The 20769-nt window shown below is 64.0% G+C and carries 17 protein-coding genes; 10 read left to right on the top strand and 7 right to left on the bottom strand.

Translation table 11 applies throughout. The features are described 5' to 3' along the window. On the bottom strand, positions 1-1952 hold a 1952-nt coding region (locus A6V37_RS20515; protein ID WP_064286284.1), incomplete at its 3' end, for an adenosylcobalamin-dependent ribonucleoside-diphosphate reductase. 281 nt (positions 1953-2233) lie between these two features. After that, positions 2234-2515 carry a DUF3331 domain-containing protein gene (locus tag A6V37_RS20520; protein ID WP_064272049.1) on the bottom strand — a complete coding sequence of 94 codons (282 nt, stop codon included), beginning with the start codon at positions 2513-2515 and terminating at the stop codon, positions 2234-2236. A gap of 376 nt (positions 2516-2891) precedes the next feature. On the opposite strand from A6V37_RS20520, the gene A6V37_RS20525 reads away from it, so the two are divergent. After that, on the top strand, positions 2892-3992 hold the full coding sequence (locus A6V37_RS20525; protein ID WP_064271971.1) for an AI-2E family transporter: 1101 nt from the start codon (positions 2892-2894) through the stop codon (positions 3990-3992). A 45-nt stretch (positions 3993-4037) separates the two neighbouring features. On the opposite strand, the gene A6V37_RS20530 is transcribed toward A6V37_RS20525, so the two are convergent. Then, positions 4038-4910, bottom strand: a complete 873-nt coding sequence (locus tag A6V37_RS20530; protein ID WP_064271972.1) for an alpha/beta hydrolase — start codon at positions 4908-4910, stop codon at positions 4038-4040. Positions 4911-4946: 36 nt separating this feature from the next. Further along, positions 4947-6056, bottom strand: a complete 1110-nt coding sequence (locus A6V37_RS20535; RefSeq protein ID WP_064271973.1) for an OpgC domain-containing protein — start codon at positions 6054-6056, stop codon at positions 4947-4949. A 539-nt stretch (positions 6057-6595) separates the two neighbouring features. Here A6V37_RS20535 and A6V37_RS20540 point away from each other — a divergent pair. Next, a complete protein-coding gene (locus tag A6V37_RS20540) occupies positions 6596-7756 on the top strand; it encodes a porin (RefSeq protein WP_064271974.1) in 1161 nt (386 codons plus the stop codon). A 49-nt stretch (positions 7757-7805) separates the two neighbouring features. Here the strand turns inward: A6V37_RS20540 and A6V37_RS20545 are convergent, their stop codons facing one another. Both A6V37_RS20545 and A6V37_RS20550 read right to left on the bottom strand, forming a co-directional pair. After that, a complete protein-coding gene (locus A6V37_RS20545) occupies positions 7806-8135 on the bottom strand; it encodes a hypothetical protein (protein ID WP_064272050.1) in 330 nt (109 codons plus the stop codon). Between the two features lie 224 nt (positions 8136-8359). Next, positions 8360-8947 carry an NUDIX domain-containing protein gene (locus A6V37_RS20550; RefSeq protein ID WP_064271975.1) on the bottom strand — a complete coding sequence of 196 codons (588 nt, stop codon included), beginning with the start codon at positions 8945-8947 and terminating at the stop codon, positions 8360-8362. Between the two features lie 122 nt (positions 8948-9069). On the opposite strand from A6V37_RS20550, the gene A6V37_RS20555 reads away from it, so the two are divergent. The 6 genes from A6V37_RS20555 to A6V37_RS20580 all read left to right on the top strand — a co-directional run bounded on the left by A6V37_RS20555 (position 9070) and on the right by A6V37_RS20580 (position 17018). Further along, entirely contained in the window at positions 9070-9825 is a 756-nt protein-coding gene (locus tag A6V37_RS20555; RefSeq protein WP_064271976.1) for a DeoR/GlpR family DNA-binding transcription regulator, read from the top strand. A 406-nt stretch (positions 9826-10231) separates the two neighbouring features. Next, on the top strand, positions 10232-13060 hold the full coding sequence (locus A6V37_RS20560; protein WP_064286285.1) for a xanthine dehydrogenase family protein molybdopterin-binding subunit: 2829 nt from the start codon (positions 10232-10234) through the stop codon (positions 13058-13060). Beyond that, positions 13057-13782, top strand: coding sequence for a (2Fe-2S)-binding protein (locus A6V37_RS20565; protein WP_064271978.1), 726 nt, complete (start codon positions 13057-13059; stop codon positions 13780-13782). Before A6V37_RS20560 ends, A6V37_RS20565 begins: the two co-directional genes overlap by 4 nt. Beyond that, positions 13779-15035, top strand: coding sequence for a c-type cytochrome (locus tag A6V37_RS20570; protein ID WP_064271979.1), 1257 nt, complete (start codon positions 13779-13781; stop codon positions 15033-15035). The genes A6V37_RS20565 and A6V37_RS20570 overlap by 4 nt, the downstream gene beginning before the upstream one ends. Before the next feature lie 140 nt (positions 15036-15175). Continuing rightward, entirely contained in the window at positions 15176-15592 is a 417-nt protein-coding gene (locus A6V37_RS20575; protein ID WP_064271980.1) for a hypothetical protein, read from the top strand. Between the two features lie 493 nt (positions 15593-16085). Further along, positions 16086-17018, top strand: coding sequence for a peptidoglycan DD-metalloendopeptidase family protein (locus A6V37_RS20580; RefSeq protein WP_064286286.1), 933 nt, complete (start codon positions 16086-16088; stop codon positions 17016-17018). 203 nt (positions 17019-17221) lie between these two features. Here the strand turns inward: A6V37_RS20580 and A6V37_RS20585 are convergent, their stop codons facing one another. After that, positions 17222-17620: a hypothetical protein gene (locus A6V37_RS20585; RefSeq protein ID WP_064271982.1), complete on the bottom strand. Its 399-nt coding sequence runs from the start codon at positions 17618-17620 to the stop codon at positions 17222-17224. A 446-nt stretch (positions 17621-18066) separates the two neighbouring features. On the opposite strand from A6V37_RS20585, the gene A6V37_RS20590 reads away from it, so the two are divergent. After that, on the top strand, positions 18067-18522 hold the full coding sequence (locus A6V37_RS20590; protein ID WP_007177017.1) for a (2Fe-2S)-binding protein: 456 nt from the start codon (positions 18067-18069) through the stop codon (positions 18520-18522). A 1-nt stretch (position 18523) separates the two neighbouring features. Beyond that, a complete protein-coding gene (locus A6V37_RS20595) occupies positions 18524-20767 on the top strand; it encodes a xanthine dehydrogenase family protein molybdopterin-binding subunit (RefSeq protein WP_064286287.1) in 2244 nt (747 codons plus the stop codon). Positions 20768-20769 lie beyond the last annotated feature (2 nt).

Genomic DNA, 20769 nt, shown 5'->3' on the forward strand with positions numbered 1-20769 from the left:
GTCAGATACTCGACTTTCTCGATGATCGCGCGCGACTCGCCCTTGGGCCGATGATCGATCGCGATACGCAGCGGATCGAGATCGGCGTCGGCCAGCGTGTCGTCCGCCTGTGGCGGGCTGACGCTCAGCACCGCGCCGAGCGTTTCGTTGGGGCGGTACGTGGCGAGACCTTTGAGGCCGTTTTTCCATGCGTCGAAATAGAGGCTTTCGAACGCTTCGAACGGATAGTCGGCGGGCACGTTCACCGTCTTCGAGATCGACGTGTCCACGTAAGGCTGGACGGCGGCCATCATGTCGAGGTGATCGCGCGCCGACATTTCCAGCGCGCTGACGAAATAATCCGGCAAGCGGGTCGTGTCGCCGCCGAGTTCGCGATAGAGGCGATACGCGTAGTCTTCGACATCGAACGATTCGCGGCCGCCGTCGGCCATCACCTTCATGCGTGTGTAAGTCCACGAGAAGGCCGGTTCGATGCCGTTCGACGCGTTGTCCGCGAAGGCGAGGCTCACCGTGCCGGTCGGCGCGATAGAGAGCAGATGGCTGTTGCGGATCCCGTCGCTGCGGATGGCCTGCTGGATGTCCTCGGGCAGGCGCGAGGCGAAGGTGCCCGGTTCGAGGTAGCGCGCGGCGTCGAATAGCGGAAACGCGCCGCGCTCGCGCGCCAGTTCCACGGACGCGCGATATGCCTCGTCGCGCATCAGCTGCGCGATGCGCACCGCGAAGAAGCGGCCTTCCTGCGAGTTGTAGCGCAAGCCCATCATGACGAGCGTGTCGCCGAGTCCGGTAAAGCCCACGCCGATGCGCCGCTTGGCGCGCGACTCGTCGTATTGCTGCGGCAGCGGCCACAGCGTCACGTCGAGCACGTTGTCGAGAAAGCGCACTTGCGTGCGGGTGCGTTTGGCAAGGCCGTCCCAGTCGAACGACGGCGTGCGGCCCTTCATCTGCGCGAACGGATCGATAACGAAACGGGTGAGGTTCAAGGGCCCGAGATTACAGCAGCCATAGGCCGGCAGCGGTTGTTCGCCGCACGGGTTGGTGGCGCGGATAGTTTCGACCGCGCGCAGATTGTTGTCCTCGTTCATGCGCGAGATGAACACGATGCCGGGCTCCGCGACGTCGTAGGTGGAGCGCATGATGCGATCCCAGATCTCGCGGGCCGGGCGCTCGCTGTAGACCCACAAACCGTCTTCGCGTTGCCGCACATCGCCCGCTGCGCGCTGCGCCGGCGCGGGTTCCGCGCGATGCACGAGTTGCCAGGGCTGATCTTCCTCGACCGCGTGCATGAACGCGTCGGTGACGCCGACCGAGACGTTGAAGTTGTTCCAGCGGCCTTTCGAGTGCTTGGCCTCGATGAACTCCAGCAGGTCGGGGTGATCGCAATCGAGCACGGCCATTTGCGCGCCGCGCCGCGAGCCGGCGCTTTCGACGGTGCGGCACGATGCGTCGAACACGTCCATGTAGCTGCACGGTCCGGACGCCGCCGAACTGGTGGTGCGTACCCGCGCGCCCTTGGGCCGGATCGCGGAGAAGTTGTAGCCGACGCCGCCGCCGCGGCGCATGGTTTCAGCCGCCTGCAGCAGGGCGACGTAGATGCCGGGAAGACCTTGCTCGTCGACGCCTTGAATCGCATCGCCGACCGGCTGCACGAAGCAGTTGATCAGCGTGGCCGCGATGCCGGTGCCCGCCGCGCTCATGATGCGGCCGGCACCGAGTGCGCCGTGCCGGAGGTTGTCGGCGAACAGCGCCTCGACCGATTCGCGCAGCGCCGGCGGTTCGGCCTCGGCGACGCCGCGCGCGACGCGTTGAAAAACATCGTCGGCGGATTGCTCGTCACCCTTCGCGTATTTCTCGAGCAGGACGTCCAGAGAGAATTGCTGCGGCGCGATGAGCGGTTCGACAAGGGGTGCGGGAGGCGCGGTGGCGGTGCGGGGTGCCGGCGTGTCTTCTGCCATGGTAGGCCCTCAAACGGCGCCGCAACGGCACGGCGGGGTGGTTGGAAGTGCGGGGGTCACGACAGCGCCGGGTGTGGGGCCGGCAGAGTGACACGGCGCAACGAGATCCACCTTAACGCACGTGGCGCAGGGCCGCAATCAGAGGGATTTTGCCCACGATGCCAGGCGGGTCACGCAATGTGTCCGGCATGATGGGGTGCCGGACAGACCAGCTGAGGGGGTGCCGTTGCAGCGGGCGTGGCGCGAGGCAAGCAGGGTAACCGGGGCGGCCGATTGAAGCCTCAGGCTTCGGCACAGTCCAGCAGTTCGGCGCAAATCATCGCGGACGCATTCGCGGGCGCCGGACGCTCGGCCGGTTTGAACACGGCGTCGCCGCGGCGGATCTTGCGGCGCGACACCGCGCAGGTTCCCGACGTATGAGCCGATCTGCGGCGCCAACGCTGTTCGCCGTAGTGACATCGTCCCGGCTCGACCCAGCGGATGACCAGTGTCGTGTCGGAGCGCTCGAGAATCTCGATGCGTACGCCATTCGTACCGTCAAGGGGGATGGACTCTAGGGTCATCATTGTCGGCTCCGTATTGTGGAGTGCCGAATGTAGTCCTCCGCGCGGCTTAGAGCCATTGTGCCGCCGTTGAAACACTGTTCCCCAAATAGCAACAATAAAACTTGACATTCGCGTTATCCCTAAACTACGGGGCTTCGCGAGCGATAGTTAAAGTAAATTGGGGATAGCGCGGATTTTTGCAACGCAGTGTTGCATCCAGCGCGACGGACGTAGCGCCAGTAAAGGACAGCGGCGCTTCCATTAAGATGTGGCGATCGACGAGCGGCCGACCGATGCAAGTGTAGCGGGTTTGCGCTTTTCCGGCCGTCTCGCGCGCAGTCCGCTGCAATGGAAGCCCTTCGGGGCACACCAGCATGAAACCAGAAGAGCTCACATGACTTCACGCCCACCTATCGCACCCCCTGAAGCGCAGCAAAATCCGGAGGAGCCGGATGATCCGGCTTGCCTGATAAGACAGAAGCGGGCGTCGGTTGCGCTGTACATCGGACTGGTGCTGCTGGCGCTGTGGGTGGTGCGCGACTTCATCGTGGTGGTGGCCTGGGCCGGTGTGCTTGCCATTGCGCTGTGGCCGCTGCTGCGTAAAGTCGAAAGTCATCGCTGGTTCAGCGGCCGCGCGACCCTGATCGCCACGGCGCTGACGCTCGCGATCGCATTGCTGGTCGTGCTGCCGGTGGGCATCGGCATCGCTCAGGCGTTTCGCGAGGCGCATGACATGAGCGAGTGGTTCAAGAATGCGCAGGAAAACGGTATCGCGGTGCCGGACTTCATTGCGCATCTGCCGTTCGGCACGCAGCAGATTTCTACGTGGTGGCAGGCCAACCTCGCGCAGCCGCTGCGCGACACGGCGGCCATGAAAGGACTGCACAGCGAGACGGTGATGACGCTCGGCCGCCGCTTCGGTGCGCGTGCCGCGCATGCGGTGACGGTGTTCGGTTTCATGCTGGTCACGCTGTTCGTGATCTTCCAGGCGGGGCCGCGGCTTTCGGGCGCGTTGCTCAAAGGCGCGCGGCGCGGCTTCGGCGACGACGGCGCGCAGCTTCTTCAACACATGGCCACCGCCGTGCGCGGCACGGTGTCGGGATTGGTGGTGGTCGGCCTCTGCGAAGGCGCGCTGCTGGGTGCCGCCTATTTCGTCACCGGCTTGCCGCATGTCGCGCTGCTCGCGTTCGTCACCGCGATTGCCGCGATGCTGCCGTTCTGCGCGCCGCTCACGTTCGGCCTTGCGGCTTTGTGGCTGCTCACGCAGGGCTCGGTGGCCGGCGCCATCGGGCTTGCCGTGTTCGGTTCCATCGTGGTGTTCGTCGCCGAGCATTTCGTGCGGCCGGTGCTGATCGGCAATTCGACGCGCTTGCCGTTCCTGCTCGTGCTGTTCGGCATTCTGGGCGGCGCGGAGACGTTCGGCCTGCTCGGCATTTTCATCGGACCGGCGCTGATGACCGTGCTGATGGTGCTGTGGACCGACATCGTGCGATAGCCGCACGGGTCTTTCAGATGTGTTTCCGACGCACGCGGCAGTCCGTCAGGGCCGCTGATTCGACGGATGCTCCTGGGCCGGCGGCTTCACGCAGCCCAGCGTGTATTTCAGCGCGGCGGGCAGCAGCGCGCTCCACACGTCCCACGTGTGGCCGCCGTCGATAATGCGCAACGCCGCCGGATTGCCCGCCAGCCGCAGGTGCGTGTACAGCGAAGAGGCGTCGGCCTGGATCGCGAGGTCGTCGTCGCCGGCGGCGATGAAGACAGGCAGGCGATACGGCCGGCTCATGTAGCGGTCCCACTGTGCCGGATAGTTGAGCTCGTGCCAGACGCGCGGATCGAACTCGCGTTCGCCGAACACGCCGACGCGGCGCGCCGCCGAGGCACGCGGCGGTTCATTCGGATAGATCGCGGGGCTCAGCAGCAGCGCGCCGCAAAAGCGCTCCGGCTGGGTCATCGCATAGCGCAGCGCGCCGAAGCCGCCCATCGACACGCCGCCGATCATGCGGCCGCCGCGTTGTGTCGAGACCGCGTAGCGCGCTTCGATCTCGGGCAGCAGATCGTCGAAGAACGCGGTCTCCATCTTTTCCTTGCGATCGACGTACCAGTCCGTGCCGCCTTGCGGCATCACGATCACGACGGGCGGCATGTCCTTGTGATCGATCAGCGCGTCGGCCGTGGCTTGCAGGTTGCCTTGCGAAATCCAGTCGTTGGCGTCGCCGTTGTTGCCGTGCAGGAGATAGAGCACCGGCAGACGGCCGGCGTCGTGGCGATAGCCGCTCGGCAGATAGATCGTGTAGGCCCAGTCGCGGCCGAGCGCCTCGGAGTAGAAACTGCGGTTGAAGACGCTGCTGGCGAGCGCCGGCACAGCCGTTGCGGCGCACAGAGCAACGAGCACGGATTGTCGAAATAGACGCATGTCAGATCAGGAGACGGTGTCCGGAGCGCGCACCGCTCATGGCGAGATGCGCAGATGCGCGTCATACAGGCGCGCAGCGAGGCGCTTGAGCGGTTCCGCGGCGAGCGCCACCGCGAATAGCGCACCGACCGCGATCGCATCGGCGAGCAACCCGAGCGGATAGTTCAGATAGCCCTCGGTCGCCGCGTACAGCACTGAATCGACCACGAGCGAAATCACCGCGCCGGCAACGAAGCACAGCAGCCCTTGACGGCCGATCGCGCCGACCCAAGGCAGCCATTGCGCGAGCTTCTTCGCCCAGCCGAGCTGAATGAGATTCGCGACGAACCATGCGATGGCGAGGAAGTTGATCGCCCGCAAGTAGGAGAGGTTCTGCTTGAAGCTCCCATCGAGCGGCTCGCGCTCGATAGAGAGCTTGTAGTACGCCGCGGCCGCCACGACCGCAAACGCCAGCACGCTGACCAGCCAGCCCAACCGGTGCGCGCTGATGCGCTGATAGACCGGCTGGCAACGGGCCAGCACGCCGAGCACGAACAGCAGTTGCCAGGCGAACGGATTGAAATCCCAGTGCATGTCCGGCGCGGCGGGCAGATAGGCGTCGATGGCGGGCGCGCCCGCCCACAGCGCGACGCTGCCGGCGAGCAGCAGCCACGGCCGGGTGCGCGCGAGCGGCAGGATCATGGGCACCAGCAGGGCGAAAAACGCGTACATGGGCAGCACGGAGGCCAGATAGGGCTGCCGGCGGAACAGCAGGATGTCGCGCAGCGCCGCGACGGGGGTGTCCATCAGATCGTCGAGATCGGTGACGGCGAGGTTCGGCCCGTCGATGCTGAACGCGGTGAGCACCGCGCTGACCAGTAGCATCAGGGCGGCGGTGACGAGGAACGCCCGGTAGATCTCCAGCGAGCGCCGCAGGAAGCGGCCGCGCGCGATCGTCTCATTGCGCCGTTCGGCCAGCGCGGCGTATGCCGTGGCGGTGGCAAAACCGCCGAGGAACACGAAAACTTCCGCGGCATCGCACAGCGCATAGGCGTGCAGCGTGACGCGCGACAGGATGCTGCCGCCAATGTGATCGACGACGATGATCAGAAGGACCAGTCCACGGAAAAAATCTAGCTCGATCAGGCGGGATTGCGACTTTTGCATTGAGTGGTGCCAAAAGCAGCCCCGTGCGACGGCGCGCTGATGCAGCGCAGCTGGCGTCTCACCGGGCTTCTGGAAATGGGGTTGGGCGCTGCCGAACAGTGCTGTGCAGACGGCCCGCGTTGCCGCAATCGACCGGCCGGGTCGGGCGCGTTGTCAAGGGCAGTAAAAGTGACCCTCGTGGCGTCGTCGAGTTCCGCTGCAGCGCCGCAAAAGCTTTCAATTATATTTCATTCTGTGTCAAAGCCGCTTGCGACCGCGCAAGTCCGCGGCCGCTTGGCGGCCGATCAACGGCTGCCCGCTCAAGTCCTGGCGGCGCACCGCCGTTTACCTGAATGAGCGGCGCGATAAAAGGGTCTGGCGCACCGAGTGGAGATTTAGCAACATTTTGGGATATCGGCGCGACACCCAATGGACGGCAGGCAAACGGCGTGTGAGGATTTCCTTAAAGCGCCTCGGGGTCGGTTAGCACCTTGTCGAAGCGCCAAAAAACAAAGCGGCCGGATCGAGTTGACCCATTGCTCGAGTGCAGGGAGATCTTCATGAACAAGCAAGTGTTCGCGCTGGCTGTCTCTGCCGCTGTCTCCTCCCTTTTTGCCGCGCCGGCCATGGCGCAGACGAGCGTGACGCTGTACGGCGTGCTCGACGAAGGCATCAACTACACCAACAATGTCGGCCGCGGCCATGTCTATGAGCTGGCGAGCGGCTATGCACAAGGCAGCCGCTGGGGGCTGAAGGGCGCCGAGGAACTGGGCGGCGGCCTGAAAGCGATCTTCCAGCTCGAGAACGGTTTCGACCTGAATACCGGGCGGCTCAACCAGGGCGGACGGATGTTCGGCCGTCAGGCTTTCGTCGGCTTGAGCGCCGAGCGCTACGGCACGTTGACGTTTGGCCGGCAGTATGACTCGGTGGTCGACTTTCTGGCGCAGACCACGGCCAACGGCAACTGGGCCGGCTACCTCTTCTCGCATCCGTACGACAACGACAACACGGACAACTCGTTTCGCCTCGACAACGCCGTCAAGTACACCAGTCCGTCGCTTTCCGGCTTCCAGTTCGGCGGCGTCTACAGCTTCAGCAACGACACCAACTTCGCGAACAATCGCGCCTACAGTTTTGGTGGCCAGTATGCGTATGGCGGCTTGCTGGTGGCCGCCGCTTACCTGCAGGCTGACAATCCCGGCAATGGATCTAATGGCGCGATCACGGCGAACGACGCCAGTTTCATCGCCGCGCGCATGCGCGTGTTCGGCGGCGGCATCACCTATACGTTCGGCCCGGCGACGGCCGGCTTTGTCTACACCAATTCGAACTATCTGGACCCGACCGGCAACGGCTATCTCGGCGTGACGCCGCTCGTGCCGCCGGGTGTGCTGCTGAACTCGCTGAAGTATCAGAACTTCGAGGTGAACGGCAAGTACCAGATTTCGCCGATGCTGTTTGTCGGCGCGCAATACGTGTACACGATGGAAACGTACGACGCTTCGAGCGGCGGCGTGAAGCCGAAAATTCACTCTTTCGGCCTGATGGCGGACTACAACCTGTCCAAACGCACCGACGTCTACATTCAGGGCGAGTATCAGCAGGTGACCGGCGATTCGACTTATTCCATTCTGGATGACGCCTTCACGCCCGGCACCCAGGCACCTTCATCCACGTCGAAGCAGGTCGTGGTGCGGGCGGCGATACGGCATAAGTTCTAGACACGTTTCGCGTGACCGGGCCTGGCCCGGCCCGGCCCAGCCGGCACGCTCAGTTCATCACGTAGTTCTGAATCAGAATTCCGACGATCACGCCGAACGGAATGCCGAAGGTCCGGCCGCGAAGCGTCGCGTTGATGTCTTCATCGAGCACGAAGCTGCAGCGGCGCTCGCGCCAGACGGTTTTATAGGCCAGGGGCTTCGCATCGACGATCACGATGGAAACTAGCACGGTCACGATGACCTGTTGCAATGCATGAAGTTTGGCAACAAACGGCGAAAATTGGCCGGCGTTGCACAACAGCACCATGATGACAGCGGCAATCAGGGTGCCGAAGAAAAAGCCACTCATGAATCGACTGGCTGAAGTATTTGAATCCACTGGAACCTCGGCTTGGTTCGCCACTTTGATAAGGGTGGCGAAATAAAAAATATTCAAAGGGGAAGGGCGTGCCACGTGAAGAGCCGGTGCCGTTTTGAATGCGGCACCGATCTTCATTCAGGGAACACGTAAGAATATTTTTTATTGCCTGTCGCGGCCTATCGTCCTTTTCCTAATGCGAGATAGGATGCGTCCTAAAAACGTGGAAACTCGCCGCTCGCCGTTCAGGTAGTGAACAGATTCAATTTGGCGTATTGCAACAGCATGATGGTCTTGCCGTCGACGATCTCGCCGCGCTCGATCATGGCGAGCGCCTCGTCCAGCCTCAGTTCCAGCACCTCGATATCTTCGCCTTCATCGGCAAGGCCGCCGCCGGCGCCGACCTTGGCGACCGCATCGTATTCAGCGACGAAAAAGTGCAGCTTTTCCGTGACCGAACCCGGGCTCATGAAGGCTTCGAATACCTTGCGCACGTCGTGCACGCGATAGCCGGTTTCCTCCTCGACTTCCGCGCGAATCCGTTCTTCCGGCGAGGCGGCCTCCAGCAGGCCGGCCGGCGCCTCGATCAGCATGCCGTGATGACCGTTGACGAACGCCGGCAGCCGAAATTGCCGCGTCAGCACGACCGTGCGACGGCGCGGATCGTAAAGCAGCAGTGTCGCGCCGTTGCCGCGGTCATAGGTTTCGCGGCTCTGGCGCTGCCAGTTGCCGTCGGCGCGCCGGTAGTCGAATGTGGTTTTCTTCAGCACGTACCAGTCGTCCGACAGCACCTCGACGTCGAGAATTTTTACGCGCCCGGCGGTTTCGTTCATCGCTCGCATCCTGTTCCGTTGGCAAAAGCGGTCTGCACCGCATGCGAATCATGGTATCGTGCAGTATCGTGCAAAAACAAGTAATTTCGTGCAATTCGCCGAACCCGCGTAGGAGCGCCGCCGTGCTGACGTCACAAAGAAAACAGCTGATCCTCGAAGCGCTCAAGCGCGACGGGCAAGTCGTCGCCAAAACCTTGAGTGTGGAATTCGACGTCTCCGAAGACACCATTCGCCGCGATCTGCGCGAACTCGCCGCCGAGGGGCAACTGCAGCGTGTGCATGGCGGCGCGTTGCCGGCGTCGGCGGCGGTGGTGGATCTTGCCGGGCGCGAGCAGATTGAATCGGCGTCGAAGGCGGCAATCGGCCGGGCGGCGGCGGGCATGATCGCGCGTGGCCAGATCGCGTTTGTCGACGGCGGCACGACGGCCGTGCAGATGGTGCGTCATCTGCCGCTCGACTTGCGCGCGACGATCGTCACGCATAGCCCGAGCGTGGCCGTCGCGCTTGCGAATCACGCGGAACTCGAAGTAGTGATGATCGGCGGCCGCCTGTTCAGGCATTCAATGGTCAATGTGGGCGCAGCCGCTATCGAAGCGCTCAGCCACATTCGCGCCGACCTGTATTTCATGGGCGTGACCGGCGTGCATCCGCAAGCGGGTCTGAGCACCGGCGACAGGGAAGAGGCTTACGTGAAACGCGCGTTGGTGGAGCACGCGGCGGAGACGGTGGTGCTGGCGTCGGCGGAGAAACTCAACGCGGCGTCGCCCTACAAGATCGCGGATGTGACCGCGGCCGGCACGATCGTCGTCGAACGGAATACGGCCGAGGCACTGACCGCGCCGTTCGACGCATTGGGTATCACGATAGTGCGGGCGTAGCTGAGGCTGCTGAAAAACGAACTGACAAGCGAGCTGTGGAACCCGCTACCGTAACCACACATATCGAATCCGTTATTTGCGATATAGAGTACAAAATTTGACGCACCCTGCGGCAAATCAGCGCCATAATTTCGGCCCTTGCTCTCTAGAGGGCAGGGAGAAGGGCAACTCATGGCAGTTCAAGGTCACTCAGATCGACTGCGGCATAACCGAAGTGACGGTCGTCGCAGATCGCCGGTACGCCCCGGGCGCCTAACAGCGTCCGCGGATCGAACACCTCCCTCGTGGTTCCAGCCGTCCCGCTCAGGATCGCCGCTTGTCAGCGCGCAGGCGGCATGCGCGTGCCGGCCGGTGTCCGCGTCTGTCCTGCCGATGGTTGCCGCCGTGTTCATTAAAGGAGAAGTCCATGGGGAAACTCGACCTTTCGCGTCGTAGTTTTCTGAAGGCCAGCGTGTTGGCGGGTGTGTCGGTGTATATCGCGCCGATGGGCAGCCGCGCATTCGCTGCGTTGTTCGAAGAAAAAATTCTGACGCCGGTCCAATGGGATGCCGCCAACGGTCAGCCCAAATTCCGTATCGACGGGATTGCCAAGGTGACGGGCTCGAAAGTGTTCGCGCGCGACATTCGCGCCACCGACATGCCGCACTGGCCGCAGCAGCAGTCGCACGCGTTCATCCTGCGCGCGACTCAAGCCGACCGCAGCTATGAAGGTTTCGACCTGTCGCTGCTCGGCGACGATCTGCAACCGGACCGCGTGGTCACCGCCGCCGATCTGGCGCGCGACGGCCTGATCTTCCCGGCCTTCTACGGCGACGACATGCTGCTGCCGCAGGGCAAGACCCCCGCGTATCTCGGGCACGCGGTCGCGATCCTGATCTATCACGACTTCGCACGCTTCCGTTTCGCGAAAGACGCGCTCAAGTTCCAGGATCAGATCATTCGTTACGGCGCGCCAACCGGCCCGCTCGAGCGCGATCCGTGGGGCTCGTTCCGCTTCGTGCGCGTGGGCGGCAAGACGCCGTACGACGACGACACCTTCTCCAGCCTGAAAGACGCACCGGTGTTTCCGAGCATGATGAGGAAGCACCAGCCGGTATGGCCCGACGGCGTCGAACACGGCAAGCTCGGCGAGCAGGGCATGTTCCATGCCGCGCAGATCCAGCAGGAGCTGGATCATCCGTCGGCGGACTGGCTCGTGATGGAGCGCGAGTACAACACGCAGTCGATCGACACAGCCGCGCTTGAGCCCGACAACGCGAACTGCTGGTACGACGCCGCGACACAGTCGATGCATATGGTGGTGCCGACTCAGGCGCCATCCGAGGTCGGGGACAGCGCGGCCGAGATGGTCGCCAAGTGCGCGTTCCCGGTGAAGAAGCTGTTCATTCACCCGTGCTACACGGTCGGCTATGGGTCGAAGGATCACTTCAACGTGCCGTTCTACGGCCTCGTCTGCGCGATGTATTCGAACGGCCGGCCGGTGCGCCTCGCCAACGATCGCTACGAGCAGTTCCAGACCTCGTTGAAGCGGCACGCGTTCAAGATGAACTATCGGATCGCTGTCGACCGCAAGACCGGTTTGCTGCAATCGTTCAAGGCTGAGATGGAAGCGAACGGCGGCGGGCGCTGCAACTTTTCGCCGTCGGTGGCGATGGTGGGGGCGACGGCCGCGCAGTCGGTCTACTACTTCCCGAAGAACGATCTGTCCGCGGTCGCGATCGCATCGCGCGCCATCGACGCCGGTTCGGCGCGCGGCTACGGCACGCTGCAGAGCATGGCCGCGACCGAAATGATGGTCGACGAAATCGCCGCGCAACTCGAAGTCGATCCGATCGATTTCCGTCTGAAGAACGCATTGCGCTCGGGCATGAAAAATACGCAAGGCGCGGTGCCGGCCGGCGCGATTCGCGTGGACGACGTATTGAACAAGGCCAAGGTGCATCCGCTGTGGGTGAACCGCGCGAAGCGCAAGGCCGAGTTCGAAGCCGCGCATCCGGGCAAGCGTTACGGCGTGGGTTTCGCGTGCGTGCAGAAGGACTTCGGCACCGGCGCAGAGACCTCGTTCGCGAAGGTCGAGTTCAGCGCCGACGGCAAGATCAGCCTGCAACATACGGCCGCTGAAATCGGCACCGGCATGTCGACCTCGCAGGCCATCGCGGTCGCGAAGTGGCTCGGCAAGCCGGCCACCGACGTGCACGTTGCGATCACCGACTGGCCGGATCTGCCGGTCGTGACGAGCGGCGATCCGTACATGATGTCGCAAGCGGATCAGGACAAGCTCGCGGCGAACCCGCGCTGGTCGCCCGGTTACGCGTCGCCTTCCAGCGCGACGAATTCGGCTTACTACTTCACGCACAGCACGCGCGAAGCAGCGCGCGTCGTGTTCACGCACGGCTTGTGGCCGGCTGCCATGGCGATCTGGAGCCAGGGCACGGGCGGCGGTCAGGCTGCCCCGCTGGTGGTGCGTATCGAAGACGCGCGCTGGGTCGATGGCAAGCTCTCCGCGGCGGGCCTCGAAGCGCTGCCGTTCGAACAGCTCGCGAAAAAAGCGCACGACCTCGGCCTCGTGACCGGCGCGACCGTGCACGTGTTCAATCGCTGGCAATGGACCGAAGCGGACTTCGAGCTCGACGGCGGTGTCGAGCGTTTGCCGCTCGACGGTCTGGCGGTGCGCTACGGCGATAGCGCGCCCGACGAGCGCAAGAAACTGCAGACCACGCCGAATCACTACCGCGTGCTGGATCGTCAGCGCGTGTTCATTCCGCCGGTCCAGCGCAACAACGCGGCCGTGACGTACTACAGCGCGGTCGGCACGCTGGTCGAGCTGTCGGTGCATGAAGCGAGCGGCAAGGTGGACCTGCTGGCGCATCACTCGATCATGGAATGCGGCAATCAGATTTCGCCGCAGCTCGTGTCCGGCCAGTTGCAAGGCGGTTTGGCGATGGGCATCGGCCATGCGCTGCACGAGTATCTGCCGCTCTACGAAGACGGTCCCGGCAACGGCACCTGGAACTTCAACCGCTACCACGTGCCGCGCGCGGCGGACGTCGCCGTCTGGACCCAGACCGGTGAAGTGCTGCCGCCGCTGACCGAGACCGATCCGCCGAAGGGTATCGCCGAAGTGGTGATGATTCCGGTGGTCGGCGCCATTGTGAACGGGATCGCGCATGCGATCGGACATCGCTTTACCGATTTGCCCGTCACCCCGCAACGTATTCAGGAGGTGCTCGCATGACGGCCCCCACTCAAGCTTCTTCAGCGCAAGCGGCGAGCGACGCGCCCAGCGCCGCTGTTTCCGCGCAAGCGTCCGCTTCCACTGCTGCCTCCGCGGGCGTGCCCGCCAGCGCGCCGGCTGCCGCCGTGGTCGAGCGTCCGCTGACGCATTTCCGCACGCTGCCGCTGTCGATCAAGGTGAACGGCGAGATCGTCGGGCCGACCGACGTGCCCGCCGGTCTGATGATGATCGATTATCTGCACGAGTACCTGCACCTGACCGGCTCGCGCCTCGGCTGCGGCCAGGGCATCTGCCACGCGTGCGTGGTGATCGTCGACAAGCCGGACGGCACCAGCGAAGAAGTGCGCACCTGCATCACCGGCGCGAATTTCTTTAACGGCAAATCCATTCGCACGATCGAAGGACACGCGAAGCGCAACGAAGCGGGCGAGGTCGTCGAACTGTCGGCGATCCAGCAGAAGTTTCTCGAGCACTTCAGTTTTCAGTGCGGCTACTGCACGCCCGGTTTCGTCAACGCGGCCACCGTGCTGATCGAACGGCTGAAGCGTCAACCGGTTGCCAAAGACAAGGTCGAGGCGACCATTACCGAAGCGCTGAACGATCACATCTGCCGCTGCACCGGCTACGTGCGCTACTACGAGGCCGTGAAGGAAGTCGTGCTGAGCACGCCGGGTCTGGTCAAAGACGCGTCGGCGGACGTCCCCGTGGGGGCCGCCGCATGATGAACCGTCCGATGATCTTGCGCCGCGCGCTGTTGCTGCTCGGCACCGCGCTCGCGCTGAGCGCGTGCGGCAAGCACGACGACGGCGCGTTGGCGGCCGCCGCCGCGATGGGGCCGCAGTCCACCGCTGCCGATCCGCTCGCGCGCGGCCGCTACCTCGTCAAAGCCGCTGACTGCGCCGCGTGCCACACCACCGCCGACGGCGCGCCGTTCGCCGGCGGCGTGAAGCTGGCATCGCCGTTCGGCACCTTCTACGGCACTAACATCACGCCGGACAAGGAGCACGGCATCGGCAATTGGAGCGCTGACGATCTGTACAAGGCGCTGCATGACGGCGTCGCTCCGAACAAGCAGCTGTATCCGGCGATGCCGTACACGTCGTACCGGCTGTTGTCGCGCGCGGACAGCGACGCGATCTACGCCTATCTGATGGCGCAGAAACCGGCCGCGGTGGCGAACCACGAGCCCGAACTGAAGTTTCCGTTCAACATGCGTTTCGGCGTGCGCTTCTGGAACTGGGTGTTCCTGAAGGATGCGTTGCCGGATGCCTCGCAGGGTCAATCCGCGGACTGGAATCGCGGACGGTATCTCGCGAGCGCGCTTGGCCACTGCGCCGAGTGTCATACGGGGCGCGGCGCGTTCGGTCAGCTCGACGGCGGCAAACCGCTGACAGGCGCGGCGCTCGGACGGATCGCGGCGCCGGATATCACGCCGCACGGTCTCGCTGCGCGTGGCTGGACGGCTGCCGACCTGCAGACGTTCTTCGCCACCGGCATTGCGCCGCAGGGTTCGGCATTCGGCGAGATGTATCCGGTGGTGCATCTGAGCAGCCAGTACCTGACCCACGACGACCTGCGCGCCATGTCGACCTATCTGCTCGGCGATCAGGCGCCCGCGCCGCAACCGCTGCAACAGGTTTCCGCCGATGCCGCGCAACTCGAAGCGGGGCGGAACGTGTATCTCGCGGTGTGCGCCGGGTGTCACGGGCTGAACGGCGCAGGCAAGCCGCACGTTGCGGTGCCGATGCACGCCAACTCGACGGTGCGTCAAAGCGATGCGCACAATCTGATCGTGGCGATGCTCGACGGCATCGGTGCGCAGGATTTTCCGGGCATCGAGCGGATGCAGGACATGCCGGGCTTCGCGTCGCAACTCAGCGATGCGGAGCTCGCGCAGCTCGCGAACTATCTGCGTGCAACGTATGGCGGGCAACCTGCCGACGTGACCGCGGACGCGGTGAAGGCGTTGCGTTGAAAGTGGATCAGCGTTGAAAGGACACGGCGCGCGATGAACTCGCGCGCCGTGCGTTGCTCAAACGGCTTCGCGCCGCTACGGCCAGGCGGCGCGCCGTACGTCTTGCCGCCGGCAAGACAGAATCTTTTCGCGGAGACTTCATGAGCAATCGCGCGACGCAAATCCTTCCCCATCATAGTTACGTTCATTCGCTGGGCGCGCCGCTGGCCTGTGTGCAAGGCACGATCACCAAGGTGTTCGCCAGCCCCGAGAATCATAACGGCGCCAATCACCAGCACTTCATCATCAAGATCGACACGGTTCTGAAATTCGAGGGTGGCACGCAGAACCTCGTCGGCACCGAGGTGTTCGTCGCCGTGCGATTCGGAGACAACGAAGGTCTCGCGCACGAAATCACCGGGTTGCAGGCCGGGCAGCCGATCGAAGCCCAAGGCGAATACATTCCCGATGCCAGCGCCTATCCGACCGAAGACAATTCTAATCCCGTTCTGCCGGTGCTGCACTTCACGCATCATCCGGTGGGCTATGTGAAGTACCAGGGGCAGTATTACAGCTGACCCGCGTTTGATCGAACCGGACGGACGCCAGTCCGTCCCGGCCTCCATGCTTTTCCTTCCATCTTCGCCGCGGTGGCTTGCGGCGATTCAAGTTTTGTTGGCGCTCTGCCGTTAAAGCAAACGTTATCGTGCGATAACCTGGGCGGAGCGCTGCGCGCGCAACGAATTTCGCACAGCCGTGCGTAACGTTTGTATCAGTGTGTGTGGGATAAGGCGTTTTCAATAAAACGCACTTTACAATTCCGCGTGAAATTGAATCGGTAATCTGACCCTTTTCGCGGACGTTCGACGAACTTGAAGGGTTCGGCGGCCGGGCTGCAGGCTTTCCGGCGGCTGCGCGGGCGAAGGGTCAGGTTGGTCGGCAGGGCATGGGTGAGCGCCATACGAGGCGGCCTCGCCCTGTCGCGAAGAAAGCAGCGCGGCGTTCGACCGCGCGCATCGCGCGACAGGGTGGCACCCGGCTTGCCAATGAACAAGGCAGGAGTCGAACAAGATGGGAAAGCGTTTCGACAGAACAATGATGGCCAGTCTGGCTGGCGTGTGGGTCGCGCTGGCAGTCAGCGGTTGTGCGAATGTGGGCCAGCAGGGCGCGCAAACCGGCGCGGCAACGGACGCGTCCGCTGCTTCCGGCGTGCCGGCGGCTAGCGCGCCCATCGCGGCGTCGGCCACGATCGTTGCAGATCAGGGCGCGCCGCTCAAAAAATCGCCGCCGCTCGTGTATCGCGTCAGGCGCGGCGACACGCTCGCGCACGTCGCGCAGCTTAATCACTGCAGTGTCAGGCAGTTGCAGGCGTGGAACGGGCTCAAATCCTCCGCGCGCCTGAAAAAGGGGCAGGTGCTGCACGTCGCGTCGCCGGAAACGGTGCGGGCTGTGAATGCCGCCAATGCGGCCGCCAAGGCCGCGGCGGCATCCGCGCCGGCAACGCCGCCAGCGTCGGTTGCGGCTCAGCAGGCCGCGGCGCTCACAACGACGGCAGCACAGCTGGCGCAGTCACCCGCGCCCAGTGCCGCTGCAGCACGCGAAGTCGCGCAGGAAACAAAGCGGCACGCGAACGGCGTGTCGCTGACGTGGCCCGCGGGCGGCCGGGTGGTCGAAGGATTCCAGCCGGGGGAAACGCGCGGCATCGAAATCGGCGGCAAACCCGGCGATCCGGTGCGGGCCGCCGCCGACGGCAAGGTGATGTACGCAGGCACGGGGCTGAACAGCTACGGCAGCCTGATCATCGTCCAGCACAACAAGGACTTTCTGACCGCCTACTCGCACAACCGCAAGCTGCTGGTCAAAACTGGCGATATCGTTGTGCAGGGTCAGCAGATCGCCGAGATGGGCGACGAGAACAACTCGCGGGTTTCGGTGGGCTTCGAATTGCGCGGCGACGGCAAGCCGGTCGATCCGATGCCGTATCTGCCGCAAGGGCGCGGCTAGGGCGATAGGGCTGCGGTGCGCTACCGCGCGCCGCGCCCGCCAGGTGATAGCCGTGCAATTCGCTTGCGGCGGATCGCACGGCTGACTTCCCTTCACGGCCGCTCAACGAGTCGACTCGGCTGCCGGTTCAGATCCGCCGGCAGACGCCGATCAATCTGCTTAGGATTGCTTATGCAATCCGCTGCGGACCCCGGTACAACCGGCTACTTCGCTGCCATGCCCCGCAACAGTTGCGACACCTGCCCGTGCAGATGCAGGATTGCCGGATCGGCCTGCAACAGCGGCAGGTACTGCGGCAGGAAGTTATTGTTCGGCGTATCCGCGGAGAAGAGTCCGGTGACCGCTTCCGCCGCGGCGCAACGATCCTCGACGTCGGCTTCCTTATCGTCGAGAATTTCGTCGACGCTCGCAATGACCGTCGAGAGCGGCGTGAGCCAGCGGAATGCCGACCCGTTGATCAGCACCTGCAGGAACGCCGCCGGGCTCACCGGGCCGAATTCCTTTTCGTAGACGGCGCGCTCGTGATCGAGAATGGCTTTGTGCAGCGCCAATAGCGGTTTGCGAATGTCCGAGAGGAACTGGGTGCATTGCTGGTCATTCATTGTGATGCTCCTTCGGATAATCAAGCCGGGTTAACGCATCATTAGATGGGGCGCGATAACAATAAATCAAGCATTGACCATGCTAACAACATCGCCTCGCATTCGGTCGACAACATTCATTAAGCGCGCACCGTCAGCCGGCATCGAGTCAATACGCCGACGGTAACGCCACATTTTGGCTCCCTTTTCAACAACGCAACGGGTGTCGTCCCGCATCACAACGCAGGAAGGGCACCCTCCAGGCGTTTTTTCTGAAGCGCGGCTACAATCGGCCGATCGTCCCCCAACATGTTCGCGTCGTGCGTTATTCGCCGTTTCGGCTGACAGGCAAACCGTATTGCACATTAGTCCCGCTTGTCGAATAAACGCAGCGGGTCTTTCTATTTTGGTTTGATGTTGCAGTCTAAACAGCCGGATAAACAATAAACCTTACTCGGAACCGCTCAATGACAACGCTCAATATCAACGGTCAGACGCATACCGTCGACGCCCCGCCCGACATGCCCCTTCTGTGGGTCTTGCGCGATCTGGTCGGCCTGACCGGGACGAAGTTCGGCTGCGGCATTGCCCAGTGCGGCGCGTGCACCGTGCATCTCGACGGCGTGGCGGTGCGCTCGTGCGTCTTGCCGGCCGCGGCCGTCGGCGACCGGAAAATCACCACGATCGAAGCGGTCGGCAGCACCCCGGCCGGGCAGAAAGTGCAGCAGGCCTGGCGGCAACTGGACGTGGTGCAGTGCGGCTACTGTCAGTCGGGGCAGGTGATGTCGGCGGCCTCGCTGCTTGCCAGCAATCCCAACCCGACAGACGCGGACATCGACGCGGCCATGGCCGGCAACATCTGCCGCTGCGGGACCTACAACCGCATCCGCGCGGCGATCAAGCAAGCCGCGAAGGGGGCCTGACATGTCCCAAGGATTGCTCGATGCACAGAATGGCGCACGGCAGCCGTTGCATGGCGCGGGTGGCGTGTCGCGCCGCACCTTTTTGAAATTCGGCGTGACGGTGGGCGCGGCGGCGGGTGGCGCGTTGCTGCTCGGCTTCAGCATGCCGGCTGCCAGCCAGGATCAGAAAGCCGGCAAGTCGGTAATCGGTGGCGACGGTGTCGAGACGCCGCAAAGCGGCGTGTTCGCGCCGAACGCATTTGTTCAGATCGATACCGCAGGCAAGGTCACGCTCGTGATTCCGAAGGTCGAGATGGGCCAGGGGGTCTATACGTCGATTCCGATGCTGATCGCCGAAGAACTCGAAGTGCCGCTCGACTCGGTCACGCTCGACCATGCACCGCCAAATGAAAAGCTCTTCATGGACCCGCTGCTCGGCGGCCAGCTCACTGGCGGCTCGACTTCGATCCGCTATGCGTGGGAGCCGATGCGCCGCGCCGGCGCGACCGCTCGCATCCTGTTGATCAGCGCGGCGGCGCAGCAATGGCAGGTCGATCCGGCAAGCTGCACGGCGCAGGCCGGGCAGGTGATTCACGCGGCCAGCAACCGCCGCATCGGCTACGGTCAACTGGCGGATGCCGCGTCCCGATTGCCCGCTCCGCAAAACGTCCCACTCAAGGACCCGAAGGACTTCAAGCTGATCGGCACTGCCGTGAAGCGCCTCGATTCGCCCGAAAAAGTGGACGGCACGGCGATGTTTGGCCTCGACGTGCGGCTGCCCGGCATGGTCTACGCGGCGATCGCGAATTGCCCGGTGTTCGGCGGCACGCTCGCCAGCGTGGACGACACCAACGCGAAGAAGATTCCCGGTGTGCGCCAGGTCGTCAAGGTCGACAATGCGGTGGCCGTGATCGGCGATCATACGTGGGCCGCCAAGCGCGGCGTGCAGGCGCTCGACATCAAGTGGAACGAAGGCGCGGGCGCGAACCTGTCGACGAAGCAGATCGTCGCCGATCTCGCCGACGCGTCGCAGCGCAACGGCGCGGTGGCGCGCAAGGACGGCGACGTCGGCACGGCGTTCGGCAATGCGAAGACGCGCATCGACGCGGTGTATCAGCAGCCGTTTCTCGCGCACGCCACCATGGAGCCGGTCAACTGCACGGTGCATGTTCGCCCGGACGGCTGCGACATATGGCTCGGCTCGCAGGTGCCGACGCGCGTGGTGGATGCCGCCGTGGCCGTCACCGGCTTGCCCGCCGAGAAGATCGTGGTGCACAACCATCTGCTCGGCGGCGGCTTTGGCCGGCGGCTGGAATTCGACATGGTCACGCAGGCCGTCAAGGTCGCCAAACAGGTGCCGGCGCCGGTGAAGGTGGTATGGACCCGCGAAGAAGACATTCAGCACGACATGTACCGCCCGTACTACTACGACAAGATCGCCGCGGGGCTCGATGCGAACGGCAAGCCGATCGCGTGGCAGCATCGGATTGTCGGTTCGTCGATTCTGGCCCGTTTCGCCCCGCCCGCATTCAAGAATGGTTTGGACCCCGATGCAGTGGAAGTGGCCGCGGATCTGCCGTATGACCTGCCCAATCAGCTGGTCGACTACGTGCGCCAGGAGCCGCACGCGGTGCCCACCGCCTTCTGGCGCGGCGTGGGGCCGACGCGCAGCACTTTCGTGGTGGAGAGCTTCATCGACGAACTCGCGGCGCAGGCCAAAGTCGATCCGGTCAAATATCGTCAGGATCTGCTCGGCAAAACCCCGCGTGCGCTGAACGTGCTCAACACCGCCGCACAGGCCGCGAACTGGGGCAGCGCGCTGCCGAAGGGGCAAGGGCGCGGCGTGTCGGTCATGCACGCGTTCGGCAGCTTCTTTGCGATCGTCGTCGATGTCGCGGTGGATCAGGGCGAGGTGGCGGTGAAGCGTGTGGTGTGCGCGGTCGACTGCGGCATGACGGTCAATCCGAACACGATCGAGGCGCAGGTGCAGGGCGGCATCATCTTCGGCATCACGGCGGTGCTCTACAGCGAGATCACGATCAAGGACGGCCGTGTCGAGCAGAACAACTTCACGGACTACCGGATGCTGCGAATCGATCAGGCGCCGCCTATCGACGTGCATATCGTGAAGAGCGGCGAGGCGCCCGGCGGCATCGGCGAGCCCGGCACGGCGGCGCTCGCGCCCGCGGTCACCAACGCAATTTACGCCGCCACCGGCAAGCGGCTGCGGCAATTGCCGGTTGGCAACCAACTGCAAAGCGCTTAACG

It is taken from the genome of Paraburkholderia ginsengiterrae, assembly GCF_001645125.1.
Taxonomy (GTDB): domain Bacteria; phylum Pseudomonadota; class Gammaproteobacteria; order Burkholderiales; family Burkholderiaceae; genus Paraburkholderia; species Paraburkholderia ginsengiterrae.

Coding starts and splice junctions, on each gene's coding strand:
- A6V37_RS20570 (WP_064271979.1), top strand. CDS start 13,779: ATGATGAACCGTCCGATGATCTTGCGCCGCGCGCTGTTGCTGCTCGGC.
- A6V37_RS20590 (WP_007177017.1), top strand. CDS start 18,067: ATGACAACGCTCAATATCAACGGTCAGACGCATACCGTCGACGCCCCG.
- A6V37_RS20565 (WP_064271978.1), top strand. CDS start 13,057: ATGACGGCCCCCACTCAAGCTTCTTCAGCGCAAGCGGCGAGCGACGCG.
- A6V37_RS20575 (WP_064271980.1), top strand. CDS start 15,176: ATGAGCAATCGCGCGACGCAAATCCTTCCCCATCATAGTTACGTTCAT.
- A6V37_RS20595 (WP_064286287.1), top strand. CDS start 18,524: ATGTCCCAAGGATTGCTCGATGCACAGAATGGCGCACGGCAGCCGTTG.
- A6V37_RS20535 (WP_064271973.1), bottom strand. CDS start 6,056: ATGCAAAAGTCGCAATCCCGCCTGATCGAGCTAGATTTTTTCCGTGGA.
- A6V37_RS20550 (WP_064271975.1), bottom strand. CDS start 8,947: ATGAACGAAACCGCCGGGCGCGTAAAAATTCTCGACGTCGAGGTGCTG.
- A6V37_RS20525 (WP_064271971.1), top strand. CDS start 2,892: ATGACTTCACGCCCACCTATCGCACCCCCTGAAGCGCAGCAAAATCCG.
- A6V37_RS20560 (WP_064286285.1), top strand. CDS start 10,232: ATGGGGAAACTCGACCTTTCGCGTCGTAGTTTTCTGAAGGCCAGCGTG.
- A6V37_RS20580 (WP_064286286.1), top strand. CDS start 16,086: ATGGGAAAGCGTTTCGACAGAACAATGATGGCCAGTCTGGCTGGCGTG.
- A6V37_RS20585 (WP_064271982.1), bottom strand. CDS start 17,620: ATGAATGACCAGCAATGCACCCAGTTCCTCTCGGACATTCGCAAACCG.
- A6V37_RS20530 (WP_064271972.1), bottom strand. CDS start 4,910: ATGCGTCTATTTCGACAATCCGTGCTCGTTGCTCTGTGCGCCGCAACG.
- A6V37_RS20540 (WP_064271974.1), top strand. CDS start 6,596: ATGAACAAGCAAGTGTTCGCGCTGGCTGTCTCTGCCGCTGTCTCCTCC.
- A6V37_RS20520 (WP_064272049.1), bottom strand. CDS start 2,515: ATGACCCTAGAGTCCATCCCCCTTGACGGTACGAATGGCGTACGCATC.